Genomic DNA, 15,188 nt, shown 5'->3' with positions numbered 1-15,188 from the left:
TACCGAAGGGAGGATGCGGTGGAACCGGCAATCGCGCTCGTTCTGGGAGCGCTCCTCGGGGTCCTGCTCGGCCTCCTCGGTGGCGGCGGATCCATCCTCGCGGTTCCCGCCCTGGTGTACGGCCTCGGACTCGAGTTCCGCCAGGCCATCCCCATCTCGCTGATCGTCGTCGGAGCGGCAGCCCTGTCCGGGGCGATCCCCAAGATCCGGGCCGGGCAGGTCGACTGGCGGCTGGCCGCGGTGTTCGCCGCGGCCGGCATCCCCGCGACGTTCGCGGGCACGGCGGTCGGCACGTTGCTGCCGCAGCCGGTACTGCTGGTGGGCTTCGCCGCCGTGATGGTGCTGGCGGGCATCCGGATGCTGCGCGAGAACGACGACGCCGGAACCGCGTGCACGACCGGTGACTCCGGCATCGACTGGAAGCGATGCGCGCCGAGGTCGATCCCGGCCGGTGTGGGAGTGGGCTTCCTGACCGGGCTGTTCGGCGTCGGAGGCGGCTTCCTGATCATCCCCGCGCTGGTGATCCTCCTCGGGTTGGAGATGAGCGTCGCCGTGGGGACCTCGCTGATCGTCATCGTCGCCAACTCGACGGCCGGGCTCGTCGCGCACATCGGGGACGCCGACATCGACTGGCCGCTCACCGCGGCGTTCGCCGGGGCCGCGGTCGTCGCGTCACTGGTTGCCGGTCACCTCGGTACCCGCATGGAAACCGACCGGCTGCGGCGGTGGTTCGCCTGGCTCGTCTTCGTCGTGGCCGCGTACGTGCTGGTGGACACCCTGTTCCTGCGCTGAGCCGGAACTCGTCGGGTAACCGGCGCATTCTTCGTACGCCCCCGGGTATCCGGGGGCATAGTGAGAAAGCACCGTGGGAAGGCACCGACATGGACGTATCGATCATCGAAACCTCGAGTCTCGGCGACCGCAGCTATCTGATCACCGAGGCGGACGTGGCCGTCGTGGTGGATCCCCAGCGCGACATCGACCGGGTGCTCGCGCTCGCCAACGACCGCGAAGCGCGCATCACCCACGTCCTCGAGACCCACATCCACAACGACTACGTCACCGGCGGGCTGGAACTGTCCCGTGCCGTCGAGGCCGAGTACATCGTCCCGGCCGGCGACGATGTGGACTACGAGCGACGCGCCGTCCACGACGGCGACCTGATCGACGCCGGTCCCATCCGGCTGCGGGTGATGCACACACCCGGGCACACCCACCACCACGTCAGCTACGTGCTGCTCGACGAGACCGGCGCCACGCACGGAATCTTCACCGGCGGGTCGATGCTGTACGGATCCACCGGCCGCACCGACCTCGTCGGCCCGCAGTACACCGAGGAACTGACCCACGCGCAGTTCCACTCCGTGCGACGGATCGCCGACGAAGTGCCGGCCGACACCCCGGTGTATCCCACCCACGGCTTCGGCAGCTTCTGCTCGGCCACCCCCACCAGCGGCGACTCGTCCACCGTGGGACAGCAGCGCGACGTCAACCCGGCGCTGACCCGTGACGAGCAGGCCTACGTCGACGAACTCATCGCGGGACTCAACACCTATCCCGCGTACTACGCCCACATGGGTGTGATCAACAAGGCGGGTCCGTCGTCGGTCGACCTGTCGCCACCGGAACCGGTCGACCCGGCCGAGCTGCGCCGGCGTATCGACGCCGGCGAGTGGGTCGTCGACCTGCGTGAGCGCACCGCCTTCGCCGCGGGACACCTGGGCGGCACGCTCGGCTTCGAACTGTCCACCTCCTTCGTCACCTACCTGGGTTGGCTCTACAAGTGGGGTGCGCCCCTGACCCTCATCGGCGAGAGCGACGAGCAGATCGCCGACGCCAAGCGCGAGCTGGTCCGCATCGGTATCGACGAACTCGCCGGCGCGGCCGTCGGCGAGATCCACACCCTCGTCAACGGGCACGAACTGCGGTCGTACCGCGTCTCGGACTTCGCGGAACTCACCGGGGAGATCGACAACGAGCGGGTCCGGGTCCTCGACGTGCGCCAGAAGGACGAGTTCGAGGACGGCCACGTGCGCGGGGCGGTCAACATCCCGCTGCACGACCTCGCCGACCGGCTCGACCAGGTCCCGCACGGGGAGGTCTGGGTGCACTGCGGGTCCGGCTACCGGGCCTCGATCGCCGCCTCGATGATCGACCGGATCGACCGCACCGTCGTCCTCGTGAACGACGACTTCGACAAGGCGTACGACCACGGTCTGACCGACTCGTGAGGGTCCCTTCCGGGACCGACGACGAAAGAACCCCCACCGGAGCGGTGGGGGTTCTTCACTGTGCGCCCGAAGGGATTCGAACCCCTAACCTTCTGATCCGTAGTCAGATGCTCTATCCGTTGAGCTACGGGCGCAGTTCGTGCACGCAGTTGTGTCCTGCATGCAGTTCTCGTATTCAGTTGTCGCCGGTGACGCTGCACCGACGTGGCGGAGGCGAGAGGATTTGAACCTCCGGTCCCCCGTAAAGGGGACAACTCATTAGCAGTGAGTCCCATTCGGCCGCTCTGGCACGCCTCCCTGGGGGGTTTCGATTCTCTCGAACCGCCGGGACGAAAGATTACACACGTTCGGACAGCAAACGCAAAACGGCTGGTCAGCGCAGGTTCGAGTCGAACCAGTCGAAGATCCGACGCCGCGCGTCGATGATCGCCGCCTCGGCCGGATCGGTCTCGGGATCGGCCGTGTCGTGCTCGACGGGCGGCTCGTCGGGTCGATGCGCCAGCCCCGGATACCCGATCACCAAGGTGGGCGCATCGGCCCGTCCGGCCGCCTCGCGCAACTGCTCGACGTCGCCGGGCGGGGTCGTGGGATCGTCCTCGCCGTACAGACCGAGCCACGGCGCCTGCAGGCTGCGCACGGCCTCGACGAGTGCGGGGACGTCGGGCCGCAGCGGTTGCAGGATGCCGTGCGCCGCGACGGTGACCGCGGCCCCCACCCGCCGGTTCGCGGCGACGAGGAGCGCCGCCGTGCCGGCGTCGTCGAATCCGATCACGCCGACCGCGTCGGGGTAGACCCCGCTGCGGACCAACCAGTCCATCGCGGCATCGACGTCGTCGAACAGGTTCTGCCCGAACACCTCGTCGTCCTCGGTGAACTCGCGATGGAACAGGTGCGGTGCCACGACCAGCCAGCACTCGGCAGCCAGCACCTCCATGAAGGCCAGCAGGGCCGGTGGAAACTCGCGGGATTCGTGCAACACCACGATGCCACCGCGAAGGGCGCCCTCCGGCCGGAAAACGGTCAGCGGTACCTGCCCCGACCCGTCCGGCAACCGGGCCGCGGCAGTGTGGATTCCCGACATACCGTCCACGATGACACGACCCACCGCGACAGTGCACGTGATCGCCGGGCGCATAATCGGCTGGTGACCCCACGGACCCGCCCCGACCTCGTCTCGATCCCGTCCTATGTGCCCGGCCGCAGCTTTCCGGGCGCGATCAAGCTCGCCAGCAACGAGACCACGGTCGGTCCCCTGCCCAGCGTGCGCGACGCGATCGCCGAGGCGGCGTACTCGGTCCACCGGTATCCGGACAACATGGCTGCCGTGCTCATCGGCGCGCTGGCCGAACGGCTGGGGGTCGAGCCCGAGAACATCGCCGTGGGCAACGGTTCGGTGAGCCTGTGCCAGGAGCTGGTGCTCTCGGCCTGCAACGACGGCGACGAGGTGGTGTTCTCCTGGCGCTCGTTCGAGGCGTACCCGGTGGTGACGGCGGTGGCCGGCGCGAAACCGGTGCCGGTGCCCAACACCCCCGAGCACGGCCACGACCTCGACGCGATGCTCGCCGCGATCACCGATCGCACCCGGGTGGTGTTCGTGTGCAATCCCAACAACCCGACCGGTGCGCTGCTCGGCAGGGCGGAGCTGGAGCGGTTCATCGACGCGGTGCCACCGCAGGTGCTCGTCGCGCTCGACGAGGCGTACTTCGAGTACACCCGCCCGAAGCCCGGCGCGGAACTGGCGGACGGGGTCGTGCTCGCCGCCGGCCGGCCGAACGTCGTGGTGCTCCGCACTTTCTCGAAGGCCTACGGTCTGGCCGGTCTGCGGGTCGGCTACCTGGTCGGCGACCCCTCGGTGATCAAAGTCCTGAACAAGGTGCACACCCCGTTCAGCGTGAGCTCGCTCGCGCAGCAGGCGGCCATCGCCTCCCTGGCGGCCGCCGACGAGCTGCTGGCGCGCACCGACAGTGTGCTCGCCGAGCGCGACCGCGTGCGGACGGGGCTCGTCGACGCCGGATATCCCGTGCCGGAGAGCTACGCCAACTTCGTGTGGTTGCCGCTCGGAGACCGGTCGGCGGCGTTTGCCGAAGCGTGCGCGGAGGCGGGCGTGCTGGTCCGCCCGTACGCGGACGACGGAGTGCGGGTGACCATCGGCGATCCGCACGAGAACGACGCATTCCTGACATTCGCGACCGGCAAGGGCCTCGACATCGCGGAAATTTCGACGTCCTGACCTGCGAGAAAGCGTCTACGAGACCCAACCGTTATCAGCGGGTGGCGATCACGTGACCAACCGTTGGCACACTCGTCCGGTCGGCTAGGGAGCGGAGTGTGCGGATGGGTTCAGGCGTGACACGCCGGTGGACCTTGTCCGCGGCCCTGCTGACCGGAGTCCTGTGGACGTCGCTTGCCGTCCCCGCGACCGCACTACCTCCGGACGCCCTGCCGCTGCGACTGATCGCCTTCCGCGACCTGCACGGCAGCCTGCTCCCACCCCAGGGTCCCCGCAGCGAGGTGGTCCGTTCCGACGGCGCGTCCGTTCCCGCGGGCGGCGCGGCATATCTCGCCGCCTACGTCCGGCAGCTGCGCGCGCAGGCGGACAACTCGGTGCTCTACTCCGTCGGCGACACGTGGGGCTCGTCGCCCATCGAATCGGCGATGTTCCACGACGAACCCACCGTGGACCTGCTCAACGGCCTCGATGTGACCGCGGCCGCCCTCGGCAACCACGAATTCGACAACGGCTACGCCGAGTTGCGGCGCCTGCGCGACGGCGGGTGCCACCCCGAGGGCTGCCGGTACGACGAGGAGTACGCCGGAACCGCCTTCCCGCTGATCGCGGCGAACGTCGCGGAGGCCGACGGCAGTCCCGCGGCCCTGCCGTTCAGCGTGGACTACGTCGACGGGGTGCCGGTCGGCGTCATCGGTGTCGCCCCCCAGGACACACCGCAGGTGGTGCGTGGCGACGACATCTCCGGCCTGCAGTTCACCGACGAGATCACGGCCGTCGACCGCACCGCCGACGCGCTCGATGCCCTCGGGGTCCGCTCGATCGTGCTGCTCTACAAGGGGGCGCTGACCCCGTCGGCGGGGACCGACCCGTGCGACCCGGCCGCCGGGCCCGCGCGCGCCCTCACCTCCCGGGTGTCACCGAAGGTGGATGTCGTCGTCACCGCGGACGGCGAGGACAGTTTCAACTGCAGCTACCCGGATCCGGCGGGCAATCCCCGGACCGTGCTGCAGGGCGCCTCACACGGACGCATCGTCTCGGTCGCGGACCTGACCATCGACCGCGAGAGCCGCGACGTGCTGCGCGACCGTACCCACGCGTTCAACCAGGTCGTCACCCACGACATCGCCCCCGACCCGCGCACGCAGCAGTTCGTGGACCGGGCGGTCGACAAGTCCCGCGACGTCGCCGAACGCTTCGTCGGCCGCATCGCCGCCGACCTGACCCGCGACACCACGGCCGGCGGCGAGTCGGCCCTCGGCAATCTCGTCGCGGACGCGCAGCTGGCGGCCGCCGAACCCGCCGGGGCGCAGCTCGCCCTCACCAATCCCGGTGGAGTGCGCGCCGACCTGCTGCATTCCGAGGACGGCGTCGTCACCCACGGCGACACCTACGCGGCCCAACCGTTCGGGAACCGGCTGCAGGTGCTCGAGCTCACCGGTGCGGAACTGGTCGGGGTCCTCGAACAACAGTTCCAGCAGGACGGAAGCGGCGCGAACCGCGAGCGGATCCTCGCCCCGTCGCACACGCTGCGCTACGTCCTCGACCGGGCCGCGGCGCCGGGCGGCCGGATCCGGGACGTCACCGTCGCGGGCCGCCCGCTCGAGCAGGCCGCGACGTACCGGGTGGTCGTCAACGGGTTCCTCGCCGACGGCGGTGACGGGTTCACCGGGTTCACGCACGCGCGACGGACCACCGGGGCGGGCGCCGAACTCGACGCCCTGAACGCCTACCTGGCGGCACACTCGCCCGTCGCGCCGCCGGCCACCGACCGCATCACGGTGCCCTGACCGATCCCGTTCAGTCGAGCCCGAGAGCGCGCTCGAGCGTCGGCCAGGCGGTGCGCAGATCGTCCTGCCAGTACGGCCACGAATGCGTGCCGTACGGGCGGTAGACGATCGTGGCGGGAATCCGCAGCTCCCGCAGTCGCCGGTCGAACCCGATCGTGCACACGAAGGCACCGACCTCGAGCGGGCCGCCCACGTCGAGGGCCTCCGCATCGGGTCCGACGTCGTACGGGCCGGGCAGACCGTTGCCGGTGCTGATGAAGATCTCCTTGCCGCGCAACCGCTCGGCGAGGACGTACGGATCGTGCGCCGCCCACGCCGGATCCCCCGGCGCTCCCCACATGTTGTCCGGATTGCCGCCCTTGTAGGCGACGGTGCCGCGGACCGCGTCCTGCGCGGACGCCTTCGACGTGTCCAGGCACCCGCTCAGCGCGGCCACGCCCCGGTACAGGTCCGGATTCCGGGCGATCAGGCTCGCCGCCCCCGTCGCGCCCATCGACAGGCCGCCGACGGCGTTGACGCCGTTGCCCGCGAAACGGGCGTCGATCAGCGGCGGCAGTTCCTTCGTCAGGAACGTCTCCCACGCGTTCACGCCCAGGACGGGATCCGGGGCGAGCCAGTCCGTGTAGTAGCTCGCGGTTCCGCCGACCGGCAGCACGACGTTCACGTTCTTGTCGGCGACGAAGTCGACGATGTCCGTGCGCTGCGTCCACGTACTCTCGCGGTAGTCCGACTCGGCTCCGGCGCTGACACCGTCGAGCAGGTAGAGAGACGGGCGCGGCGCGTCCCCGGCGGGATGCAGCACCTGCACCTGCACGACCCGCTGCATCGACGGCGAGTACACGAACACCGCCGAACGACGAGGCGTGACGGACTCGACCCGCTCCACCCGCGCGGACGTCGCCGGTTCGGCGGACGCGACGGACAGCGTGGACAGTGGCACGACGAACGCCGCGACGAGCGCCGCGACCGCAGATCTGAGCATCAAGTTCCTTCGTCCCCCGACTTCGGAAACACCGATTCCACAGTACGGACCGGGGCGGGTCAAGAAAGTGGGGCTCGTCACCAACGCGGAGCGCAGCCCTTGGTGACGGCAGGACACGAGGACGCGGGCTACCGCTGCGGGACCGGTTCCGGCGGAAGCCAGCCCTGGTCCGCAGGCAGGTACGACCGGAACATCAGCACGAACTCGCCCGGCGGCGCCGGCAGCCAGTTCGGGCCGGCCGCAATCGGCGGCCGCGACGAAACCCACACGTCGAGCCCACCGTCGGGACCACGGACGAGCCCGGGCGTCCGGTCGCCGACGGCGTAGCGGTCGACGGGGTTGGCGACGAGGAACATGTCCGGGCCGTACACGGTGACGGACCAGAAGCCGCGGTCGTCGACCGGCGGCAGGCCCCCGGGTGGGAAACGCAGGAGATAGCCGGTCTCACCCCGGAGCGTCGTTCCGTCGGCCGCGACGCGGGCCACGTGGTACGTCGACTCCTCCGGCACGTTCGCGCCGAGCCCGATCGTCGCGACGACCGCGCGCTGGAGGTAGTCCGTGCCGTACCGGCCCGCGGTCGGCAGCGAATGCCACACCTCGCCGGACCCTCGATCCGAGTCGACGAGGTCCCGGATGCGTCGCTCGCCGCGGACCACCCCGGTCGCGAGTGCGGCGACGGTGTCCGCGGAACCCGTACTCGGCCGGGCGCCCGGCCGGACCCCGAGGTCCGCGAGTTCGTCGAGCAGCGGTGCGTCCGCCGGCGGGGGCGGATTCGCGGCCAGGATCGCCGACAGTTCGTCGAAGAACTGCGGACCCGACGCCGCGAGCGCCTGCGGGTCGGGGTTGCTGCCGCAGGCGGTCGGCGGCAGCGGCGGCGGTGCCCCGGCGACGGGCGCGGCCAGCACGGTCAACGAGTACTGCCGTTGCGCGGCACGGGCGGCCTCGAGGTCGGTCGCCGACTCCACGAGCGTCCGGCCGATCATCCACGCGTCCCAGGTGGACGACTCGACGACGGCCGCGTCCGCGGGCAGCGGACCGTCCCACCCCGGCGGGACGACGACGTGGGCACCGGCCGCCGGTCCCGTCGCCCGGGTGCCGACGTTGGCGAAGACGTCGGTGTAGATGTCGAGAAACTGGAAGTCGAAGTACCGGGCTCCCATGTCCGGATGGGTCAGCAGCACCGGACCGCCGCGAAGATCCAGCCACGCGATCGAATACAGCGTGTCGACGTTGGGAGCGACGACGACACGCGAGGTGGGATCGGCCGTCGCGGACTGGTGGTGCAGCCGGTTCACCGGTAGCAGGCAGAGCATGTTCGCCCGGGTCCGCGCGAGCGTCACGGGTGCGTAGCCGTAGACGTAACCGTCGGCGGCCACGTCGACCGCGGTCCGTTCGGCCGCCGGTTGCGGCGCCGCGCAGGCGGTCAGCAGGCCCACTGCCAGCGCTGCCGCCGCTCGAACCGCTGCGCCGACCATGGCGCCAGTGTAGGAGGCGAGAACGCGTTCCAGGGATTGTCGGCGGGTCCGCGCGCTGTGGTGCTACTTGCGCGCGTCCGAACGCGCGCGACAAGCACTTTTCCGCGCGACCGTCCCACGAGGAAGCCCGCCACCTGACATGCAGGTGGCGGGCTCCGGCGGAAGCGGAGGGATTTGAACCCCCGGTCGCTCTCACGACGCTCGCTTTCAAGGCGAGTGCATTCGGCCGCTCTGCCACGCTTCCGTGGCAAATCCTAACCACACCGCTCGTCGACGGCCGCCTCCACCTTGGTGAAGATCTCGGAGAGGGCGCGGATCTGCGTCCTCGTGAGCAGGTCGACGAGGTTGCGGCGCACCCCGGCGACGTGGGTGGGCGCGGCCTCGGTGAGGCGGCGCCGGCCCTCGTCGGTGAGAGTGGCCAGGACCCCCCGTCCGTCCTCGGCGCAGGAACTGCGCACCACCATCGACGCCGCCTCCATGCGACGGATCTGGTGGGTGAGGCGGCTGCGGGAGGACAGCACGCCGTCGGCCAGGTCGCTCATGCGCAGCGACCCGTCCGGGGCTTCGGAGAGCAGCACCAGGATCCGGTACTCGGCGAGGGACAGACCGTGGGCCTGCTGCAGGTCGCGATTGAGTCGATCCATCAGCCGGTGATTGCCGTCGATGTAGGCCCGCCATGCCCGCTGCTCGTCCGTGTCGAGCCAGCGCGGGTCGGGACGTTCGGCATGCGGTTCGGCTGTCACGCGGGCAGTGTAAGGGCAGGCCACCACCGGTGTTACTCACTGGTCAGTTCGCTGCGTGTCGCCCCTGCGTCGGCGTGTCGCGATAGCGTCGAACCCATGCGCGCAATCACGATCACCGAACCCGGCGGCCCCGAGGCCATGCAGTGGGCCGAACAGCCCGACCCCACGCCCGGTCCCGGACAGGTCCTGATCGACGTGGCCGCGACGGCCGTCAACCGGGCCGATCTGCTGCAGCGGCGCGGCCTGTACCCGCCGCCGCCCGGATCCAGCGACATCCTGGGCCTCGAATGCTCCGGAGTGATCGCCGAGCTCGGCGAGGGCGTGAGCGGCTGGTCGATCGGCGACCGGGTGTGCGCGCTGCTCTCCGGCGGCGGCTACGCCGAGCAGGTCGTCGTCCCCGCCGGACAGGTCCTGCCCGTACCCGAGGGGGTGGATCTCGCGGTGGCCGCGTCGCTGCCCGAGGTGGCCTGCACCGTGTGGTCCAACGTGGTGATGGCGGCGGGACTGCGCCGCGGCGAGGTGCTCCTCGTGCACGGCGGCGGTGGCGGCATCGGCACCCACGCCGTCCAGGTCGGCAAGGCGCTGGGCGCGAAGGTCGCGGTGACCGCCTCGGCCGGCAAGCTCGACTACTGCCGTGAACTCGGCGCCGACCTGGCGATCGACTACCGCACGCAGGACTTCGTCGCCGAGGTCCGGAATGCGTTCGGCGGCGCCGACGTGGTGCTCGACAACATGGGCGCGGCCTACCTGTCCCGCAACGTCGACGTGCTCGCCCCCGACGGCCGGCTCGTGGTGATCGGCATGCAGGGCGGCGCGAAGGGCGAACTCAATCTCGGCAAGCTGCTCGCCAAGCGGGGGCACGTCCTCGCCACGGGTCTGCGGGGGCGACCGGAGACCGGCCGCTCCGGCAAGAGCACGATCGTCGCGGAGGTCCGTGAGCACGTGTGGCCCTTGATCGCCGAGGCCCGCGTCCGGCCCGTCGTCCACGCAGAGGTGCCGATCACCGAGGCCGGGCGGGCCCACGAGATGCTGGATTCCCCCGATACCGTCGGCAAGGTCGTGCTGCGGATCGACCGGCACTGATCCCGGTCCGCCGGATCAGGGGGCGGTGAGGTTGCGCAGTTCGCGCACGAGCTGGTCGAGCTCGTAGCGGGTGGTGTACGGGGCCAGTCCGACGGTCACCGCGCCGCCCTCGTCGCTGACGCCGAGCGAGTCGAGCAAACGACTCGTGCCGCGGCTGACCGCGACGGACGCGATGCGACGGTCGGCGAGATGCGCGGCGATCTTCTCGGCCGGCACCCCCGCGACGGTGAAGCTCAACGTCGGGACCCGGCTCGACGCACGACCGATCACCATCACGTCGGGCAGGTTGTCCAGCAGGCGCATCAGCCGCTCGAAGAGCTGGTCCTGGTAGCCCTGGAGCGAGCTGATCGACGTCTCGAGGCGCTCCCGCCGCGTACCCGTCGCCTCGTCGTCGAGGGCCGCGAGGAAGTCGACGGACGTGACGAGCCCGGCGAGCATCGCGAACTGGTGGCCGCCGACTTCGAGCCGCTCCGGACCGCGGGCGTGCGGATCCAGGGAGACCGCGGGGATCCGGTCGAGCTGCGCCGGGTCACGGAACACCAGGGCGCCGACCTGCGGTCCTCCCCAGGCGGAGGCGTCGAGGGCGAGCACGTCGGCGCCGAGCTCGTGGATGTCGACGTGCGCGTAGGGCGCGGCCCCCGCCGCGTCGACCACCATGAGTCCCCCGACCTCGTGGACCCGGTCGGCGGCGACGCGCACGTCCGGCGCGGACCCCACCAGCGACGATGCCGCGGTCAGCGCGACGAGCCGCGTCGTCGGGGTGATCAGTTCCTCGAACTGCCAGCTCGGCAGCTCGCACGTCTCGATCTCGACCTCGGCCCACCGCACCTGCGCGCCGTACCGGCTCGCGACGCGCAACCACGGCGCCACGTTCGCCTCGTCGTCCAGCCGGGACAGCACGAGCCCGGTGCCGAGCCCGAGCCGGGAGCTGAGCGACTCCGCGAGCCAGGCCAGCAGGACCGCCCGATCCGGTCCGAGCACCACACCGGCCGGGTCCCCGCCGACGAGATCGGCCACGGCGACCCGCGCCGCCTGCAGCAGCGACGCGCTCCGGCGGTTCGAGGTGTGCCGGCCCGCCGGGGACGCCGCGGCGTTGCGGAATGCCGTCGACACCGCTCGGGAGACCGCGTCGGGAATCTGCATTCCGGCCTGGGGATCGAGATGGATCCAACCGTCGCCGAGCGAGGGAATCAACCCCCGGATCCGGGCAACGTCGTAAGCCATGCGTGACACTCTAAATCCCGGTGTCAATCGGATGTCGTCCACGTCGGTCCTGCCTGCCCTCCGCAGGTGCACGTCGACGGGCGGAATGTGGGGCGAAACCTCTCGTATCGGGAACCTGACTCGGCAGGGGCAGCGGCGAGAGGACAAGATGGAACCATGACGCATTCGGAGAATGAGCACGTCCTCGTGATCGGGCCCGACGGCCGACCCGTCCCGGTCCCGCGCGACGGGACCGCCTCCGGTGATCCGCGAGAGTCGCCCGCAGAGCCTCAGGAGAAGCCGGACGACGGCGAGTCGCTCGCCGACATGGTCGAGCAGCCGGCGAAGGTCATGCGGATCGGCACGATGATCAAGCAGCTGCTCGAGGAGGTCCGCGCCGCGCCGCTCGACGATGCGAGCCGTGCCCGTCTGCGGGAGATCCACCAGTCCTCCATCCAGGAACTCGGCGAGGGCCTGGCGCCGGAGCTGCGCGAGGAGCTCGAACGGCTCGCGCTGCCGTTCGGTCAGGACGAGGTGCCCTCCGACGCGGAGTTGCGGATCGCGCACGCTCAGCTCGTCGGATGGCTCGAAGGCTTGTTCCACGGGATCCAGACGGCGCTGTTCGCGCAGCAGATGGCGGCGCGGGCGCAGCTCGAGCAGATGCGTCAGGGTGCACTGCCGCCCGGCATGCTCGGGGGCGGACCGCGTCCCGACGAGCGGCACGGCCCCGGTCCGGGTGCACCCGGTACCGGGCAGTACCTGTAACGCCGGCCCGGACCCGATCCCCGGTAGGCTCGAACCTCGTGTCAGCTTCTGCCCTCGATCCCGAGCCCACCGCCGCGGACTCCCCGGTGGTGTCGGATTCGCAGACCTTCCGGCGCGGCCTGAAGGATCTGCGCGACGGCTTCGCCCAGCGCGAGCTGTGGCTCAGCCTGGCCTGGCAGGACATCAAGCAGCGCTACCGGCGCTCGGTGATCGGCCCGTTCTGGATCACGATCGCCACCGGTGTCCAGGCCACCGCCATCGGCATCCTGTATGCCGCGCTGCTGGATATTCCGCTCGACGAGTTCCTGCCGTACGTCACGGTCGGGCTGATCGTGTGGAACATGATCAGCGCCTCCATCCTGGAGGGCTCGGAGGTGTTCATCGCCAACGAGGGCCTGATCAAACAGTTGCCGTCGGCGCTGAGCGTGCACATCTACCGGCTCGTGTGGCGGCAGTTGCTGTTCTTCGCCCACAACCTGGTGATCTACGTGATCATGGTCGTCGCCTTCGGGGTGTGGCGGGACCTGACGTGGACGTCGCTCGCAGCGATTCCGGCGCTGGTCCTGATCGTGCTCAATGCCGTGTGGGTGTCGATCGTGTTCGGCATCTTCGCCACCCGCTACCGCGACATCGCGCCGATCCTGTCCAGCCTCACGCTGCTGCTGTTCGTCCTCACCCCGATCATGTGGACCACGCAGAGCCTCGAAGCGCAGGGCGGGGAGGCCGCCAAGCGCGTCAAGCTGGCCGAGATCAACCCGCTGTTCCACTATCTCGACATCATCCGGGCGCCGATGATCGGCCAGGATCAGCAGGCCTACCACTGGTACATCGTGCTGGCGATCACCGTGGTCGGCTGGGCACTGGCGCTGCTGGCACTGCGTAAGTACCGGGCACGCGTGCCCTACTGGGTCTGAGGGGCCGTCGATATGACCGAACATGTGAGCATCGAGACGCGCGGAGCGTGCGTCGACTTCCCGATCTTCGACGCGAAGACCCGGTCGCTGAAGAAGGCGTTCCTCGGCAAGGCGGGCGGCTCGATCGGCCGCAACAACTCCGACGTGGTGGTGGTGGAGGCGCTGCGCGACATCACCATGTCGCTGAAGGAAGGCGACCGCATCGGCCTCGTCGGCCACAACGGCGCCGGCAAGTCCACGCTGCTGCGGCTGCTCGCGGGGATCTACGAGCCCACCCGCGGCAGCGCCCGGATCCGGGGCCGCGTCGCGCCGGTGTTCGACCTCGGTGTGGGCATGGACCCGGAGATCTCCGGCTACGAGAACATCATCATCCGCGGGTTGTTCCTCGGTCAGACCCGCAAGCAGATGCTCGCCAAGATGGACGAGATCGCCGAGTTCACCGAGCTCGGCGAGTACCTGAACATGCCGCTGCGCACGTACTCCACCGGCATGCGTGTCCGCGTCGCGATGGGTGTCGTCACCAGCATCGACCCCGAGATCCTGCTGCTCGACGAAGGCATCGGCGCGGTCGACGCCGAGTTCATGAAGAAGGCCCGGGTGCGCCTGCAGAAGCTCGTCGAGCGCTCCGGCATCCTCGTCTTCGCCAGCCACTCCAACGAGTTCCTCGCGCAGCTGTGCGACCGTGCGCTGTGGATCGACCACGGCCGGATCCGCATGGAAGGCGGCATCGAGGAGGTCGTGCGCGCCTACGAGGGCGACGACGCGGCCGATCACGTGCACCACGTCATCGCCGAGCTGGAACGCGAGCAGGGTCTGCCGCAGGAGCGCTCGGCGTGAGTGAACGCATCGTCGGCGTGGTCGTCACCCACCGGCGGCGCGAACAGCTGGCGCAGTCCCTGAAGGTCCTGAGCGCCCAGACGCGGCCGCTCGACCACCTGGTGGTCGTCGACAACGCCGACGAGGCGGCGGTGCGTGAGCTCGTCGAGTCCTGCCCGCTGCCGACCAGCTACCTCGGGTCCAAGCACAACCTCGGCGGCGCCGGCGGCTTCGCGCTGGGGATGCTGTACGCGCTGTCGCTCGGCGCGGACCGGGTGTGGCTGGCCGACGACGACGGCCGTCCCGAGGGCCCCGACGTCCTCGCGACACTGCTCGACTGCGCGCAGCGGCACGGCCTGGCGGAGGTGTCGCCGGTGGTGTGCGACATCGACGACCCCGACCGTCTCGCGTTCCCGTTGCGCCGGGGCGTGGCGTGGCGGCGTCACCGCAGCGAACTCGGCGACGTCGAAACCGATGATCTGCTGCCGGGCATCGCGTCGCTGTTCAACGGCGCCCTGTTCACCGCCGCCGCGATCGACGCGGTGGGCGTGCCGGACCTGCGGCTGTTCGTGCGGGGCGACGAGGTGGAGGTGCACCGTCGCCTGGTCCGCTCGGGTCTGCCGTTCGGCACCTGCCTGCGCACCGCCTATCTGCACCCCAACGGCGCCGACGAGTTCAAGCCGATCCTCGGCGGCCGGATGCACACCCAGTACCCGGACAACGACACCAAGCGGTTCTTCACCTACCGCAACCGCGGCTACCTGCTCTCCCAGCCCGGCCTGCGCCGGTTGCTGCCGCAGGAGTGGGTGCGGTTCGGCTGGTACTTCCTCGTCACCCGCCGCGACCCGCAGGGGCTGCGCGAGTGGGTACGGCTGCGCAAGCTGGGCCGGCAGGAGCGGTTCGACCGGCCCGCGTGAGGGGCCCAATGTCACATTGCGTCGATGGAACCGACGCGATGT

Annotated in this window: 14 protein-coding genes and 3 tRNA genes; 9 read left to right on the top strand and 8 right to left on the bottom strand. The window is 70.3% G+C overall.

The features are described from left to right. Positions 1-18: 18 nt before the first annotated feature. Both LZP97_RS22555 and LZP97_RS22550 read left to right on the top strand, forming a co-directional pair. Positions 19-792 (top strand): sulfite exporter TauE/SafE family protein, encoded by a 774-nt coding sequence (locus LZP97_RS22555; RefSeq protein WP_010596145.1) that lies wholly within the window; start codon positions 19-21, stop codon positions 790-792. 89 nt (positions 793-881) lie between these two features. After that, a complete protein-coding gene (locus tag LZP97_RS22550; protein WP_010596146.1) occupies positions 882-2,231 on the top strand; it encodes an MBL fold metallo-hydrolase in 1,350 nt (449 codons plus the stop codon). 61 nt (positions 2,232-2,292) lie between these two features. On the opposite strand, the gene LZP97_RS22545 is transcribed toward LZP97_RS22550, so the two are convergent. From LZP97_RS22545 to LZP97_RS22535, 3 genes are all read right to left on the bottom strand, one after another. Then, positions 2,293-2,365, bottom strand: a tRNA-Arg gene (locus LZP97_RS22545). A gap of 71 nt (positions 2,366-2,436) precedes the next feature. Further along, a tRNA-Ser gene (locus tag LZP97_RS22540) sits at positions 2,437-2,528 on the bottom strand. A gap of 76 nt (positions 2,529-2,604) precedes the next feature. Next, positions 2,605-3,312, bottom strand: a complete 708-nt coding sequence (locus LZP97_RS22535) for a dienelactone hydrolase family protein (protein ID WP_026138073.1) — start codon at positions 3,310-3,312, stop codon at positions 2,605-2,607. Between the two features lie 63 nt (positions 3,313-3,375). Between LZP97_RS22535 and hisC the strand changes: the two genes are divergently transcribed. Continuing rightward, positions 3,376-4,461, top strand: coding sequence for a histidinol-phosphate transaminase (gene hisC, locus LZP97_RS22530; RefSeq protein WP_010596148.1), 1,086 nt, complete (start codon positions 3,376-3,378; stop codon positions 4,459-4,461). Positions 4,462-4,565: 104 nt separating this feature from the next. Beyond that, a complete protein-coding gene (locus LZP97_RS22525; RefSeq protein WP_010596149.1) occupies positions 4,566-6,248 on the top strand; it encodes a bifunctional metallophosphatase/5'-nucleotidase in 1,683 nt (560 codons plus the stop codon). A 10-nt stretch (positions 6,249-6,258) separates the two neighbouring features. Here LZP97_RS22525 and LZP97_RS22520 read toward each other — a convergent pair whose 3' ends face one another. The 4 genes from LZP97_RS22520 to LZP97_RS22505 all read right to left on the bottom strand — a co-directional run bounded on the left by LZP97_RS22520 (position 6,259) and on the right by LZP97_RS22505 (position 9,448). Further along, positions 6,259-7,230 carry an alpha/beta hydrolase gene (locus tag LZP97_RS22520; protein ID WP_010596150.1) on the bottom strand — a complete coding sequence of 324 codons (972 nt, stop codon included), beginning with the start codon at positions 7,228-7,230 and terminating at the stop codon, positions 6,259-6,261. A gap of 128 nt (positions 7,231-7,358) precedes the next feature. After that, on the bottom strand, positions 7,359-8,666 hold the full coding sequence (locus LZP97_RS22515; protein WP_010596151.1) for a DUF1254 domain-containing protein: 1,308 nt from the start codon (positions 8,664-8,666) through the stop codon (positions 7,359-7,361). Positions 8,667-8,864: 198 nt separating this feature from the next. Then, positions 8,865-8,949, bottom strand: a tRNA-Ser gene (locus LZP97_RS22510). A gap of 10 nt (positions 8,950-8,959) precedes the next feature. Beyond that, positions 8,960-9,448 (bottom strand): MarR family winged helix-turn-helix transcriptional regulator, encoded by a 489-nt coding sequence (locus tag LZP97_RS22505; RefSeq protein WP_010596152.1) that lies wholly within the window; start codon positions 9,446-9,448, stop codon positions 8,960-8,962. Positions 9,449-9,544: 96 nt separating this feature from the next. On the opposite strand from LZP97_RS22505, the gene LZP97_RS22500 reads away from it, so the two are divergent. Next, positions 9,545-10,531, top strand: a complete 987-nt coding sequence (locus LZP97_RS22500; RefSeq protein ID WP_010596153.1) for an NAD(P)H-quinone oxidoreductase — start codon at positions 9,545-9,547, stop codon at positions 10,529-10,531. Positions 10,532-10,546: 15 nt separating this feature from the next. Here the strand turns inward: LZP97_RS22500 and LZP97_RS22495 are convergent, their stop codons facing one another. Continuing rightward, complete coding sequence (locus tag LZP97_RS22495; protein ID WP_017682062.1) at positions 10,547-11,755, bottom strand: cysteine desulfurase-like protein; 1,209 nt, start codon at positions 11,753-11,755, stop codon at positions 10,547-10,549. A gap of 156 nt (positions 11,756-11,911) precedes the next feature. Here LZP97_RS22495 and LZP97_RS22490 point away from each other — a divergent pair, with 156 nt between their 5' ends. From LZP97_RS22490 to glfT1, 4 genes are read left to right on the top strand one after another with little or no spacing between them, the layout of a single operon-like run. After that, entirely contained in the window at positions 11,912-12,499 is a 588-nt protein-coding gene (locus LZP97_RS22490) for a bacterial proteasome activator family protein (protein ID WP_010596155.1), read from the top strand. A 38-nt stretch (positions 12,500-12,537) separates the two neighbouring features. After that, a complete protein-coding gene (gene wzm / locus LZP97_RS22485) occupies positions 12,538-13,413 on the top strand; it encodes a galactan export ABC transporter permease subunit Wzm/RfbD (protein ID WP_026138070.1) in 876 nt (291 codons plus the stop codon). A 12-nt stretch (positions 13,414-13,425) separates the two neighbouring features. Continuing rightward, entirely contained in the window at positions 13,426-14,250 is an 825-nt protein-coding gene (wzt, locus tag LZP97_RS22480; RefSeq protein ID WP_010596157.1) for a galactan export ABC transporter ATP-binding subunit Wzt/RfbE, read from the top strand. Beyond that, a complete protein-coding gene (gene glfT1 / locus LZP97_RS22475) occupies positions 14,247-15,146 on the top strand; it encodes a galactofuranosyltransferase GlfT1 (RefSeq protein WP_040270479.1) in 900 nt (299 codons plus the stop codon). The genes wzt and glfT1 overlap by 4 nt, the downstream gene beginning before the upstream one ends. Positions 15,147-15,188: the final 42 nt, after the last annotated feature.

The sequence above is a fragment of the Rhodococcus sp. DMF-1 genome (genome assembly GCF_021441945.1).
In the GTDB taxonomy this organism is placed as follows: Bacteria; Actinomycetota; Actinomycetes; order Mycobacteriales; family Mycobacteriaceae; genus Rhodococcus; species Rhodococcus ruber.
The sequence above is the reverse complement of the archived record's forward strand: the minus strand, read 5'-3'. Positions and strand labels throughout refer to the sequence as shown.

Excerpts from the sequence above, each read along its gene's own strand:
- LZP97_RS22550 (WP_010596146.1), top strand. The coding sequence starts at position 882 with ATGGACGTATCGATCATCGAAACCTCGAGTCTCGGCGACCGCAGCTAT.
- LZP97_RS22535 (WP_026138073.1), bottom strand. The coding sequence starts at position 3,312 with ATGTCGGGAATCCACACTGCCGCGGCCCGGTTGCCGGACGGGTCGGGG.
- LZP97_RS22525 (WP_010596149.1), top strand. The coding sequence starts at position 4,566 with ATGGGTTCAGGCGTGACACGCCGGTGGACCTTGTCCGCGGCCCTGCTG.
- LZP97_RS22520 (WP_010596150.1), bottom strand. The coding sequence starts at position 7,230 with ATGCTCAGATCTGCGGTCGCGGCGCTCGTCGCGGCGTTCGTCGTGCCA.
- LZP97_RS22500 (WP_010596153.1), top strand. The coding sequence starts at position 9,545 with ATGCGCGCAATCACGATCACCGAACCCGGCGGCCCCGAGGCCATGCAG.
- LZP97_RS22495 (WP_017682062.1), bottom strand. The coding sequence starts at position 11,755 with ATGGCTTACGACGTTGCCCGGATCCGGGGGTTGATTCCCTCGCTCGGC.
- LZP97_RS22490 (WP_010596155.1), top strand. The coding sequence starts at position 11,912 with ATGACGCATTCGGAGAATGAGCACGTCCTCGTGATCGGGCCCGACGGC.
- wzt (WP_010596157.1), top strand. The coding sequence starts at position 13,426 with ATGACCGAACATGTGAGCATCGAGACGCGCGGAGCGTGCGTCGACTTC.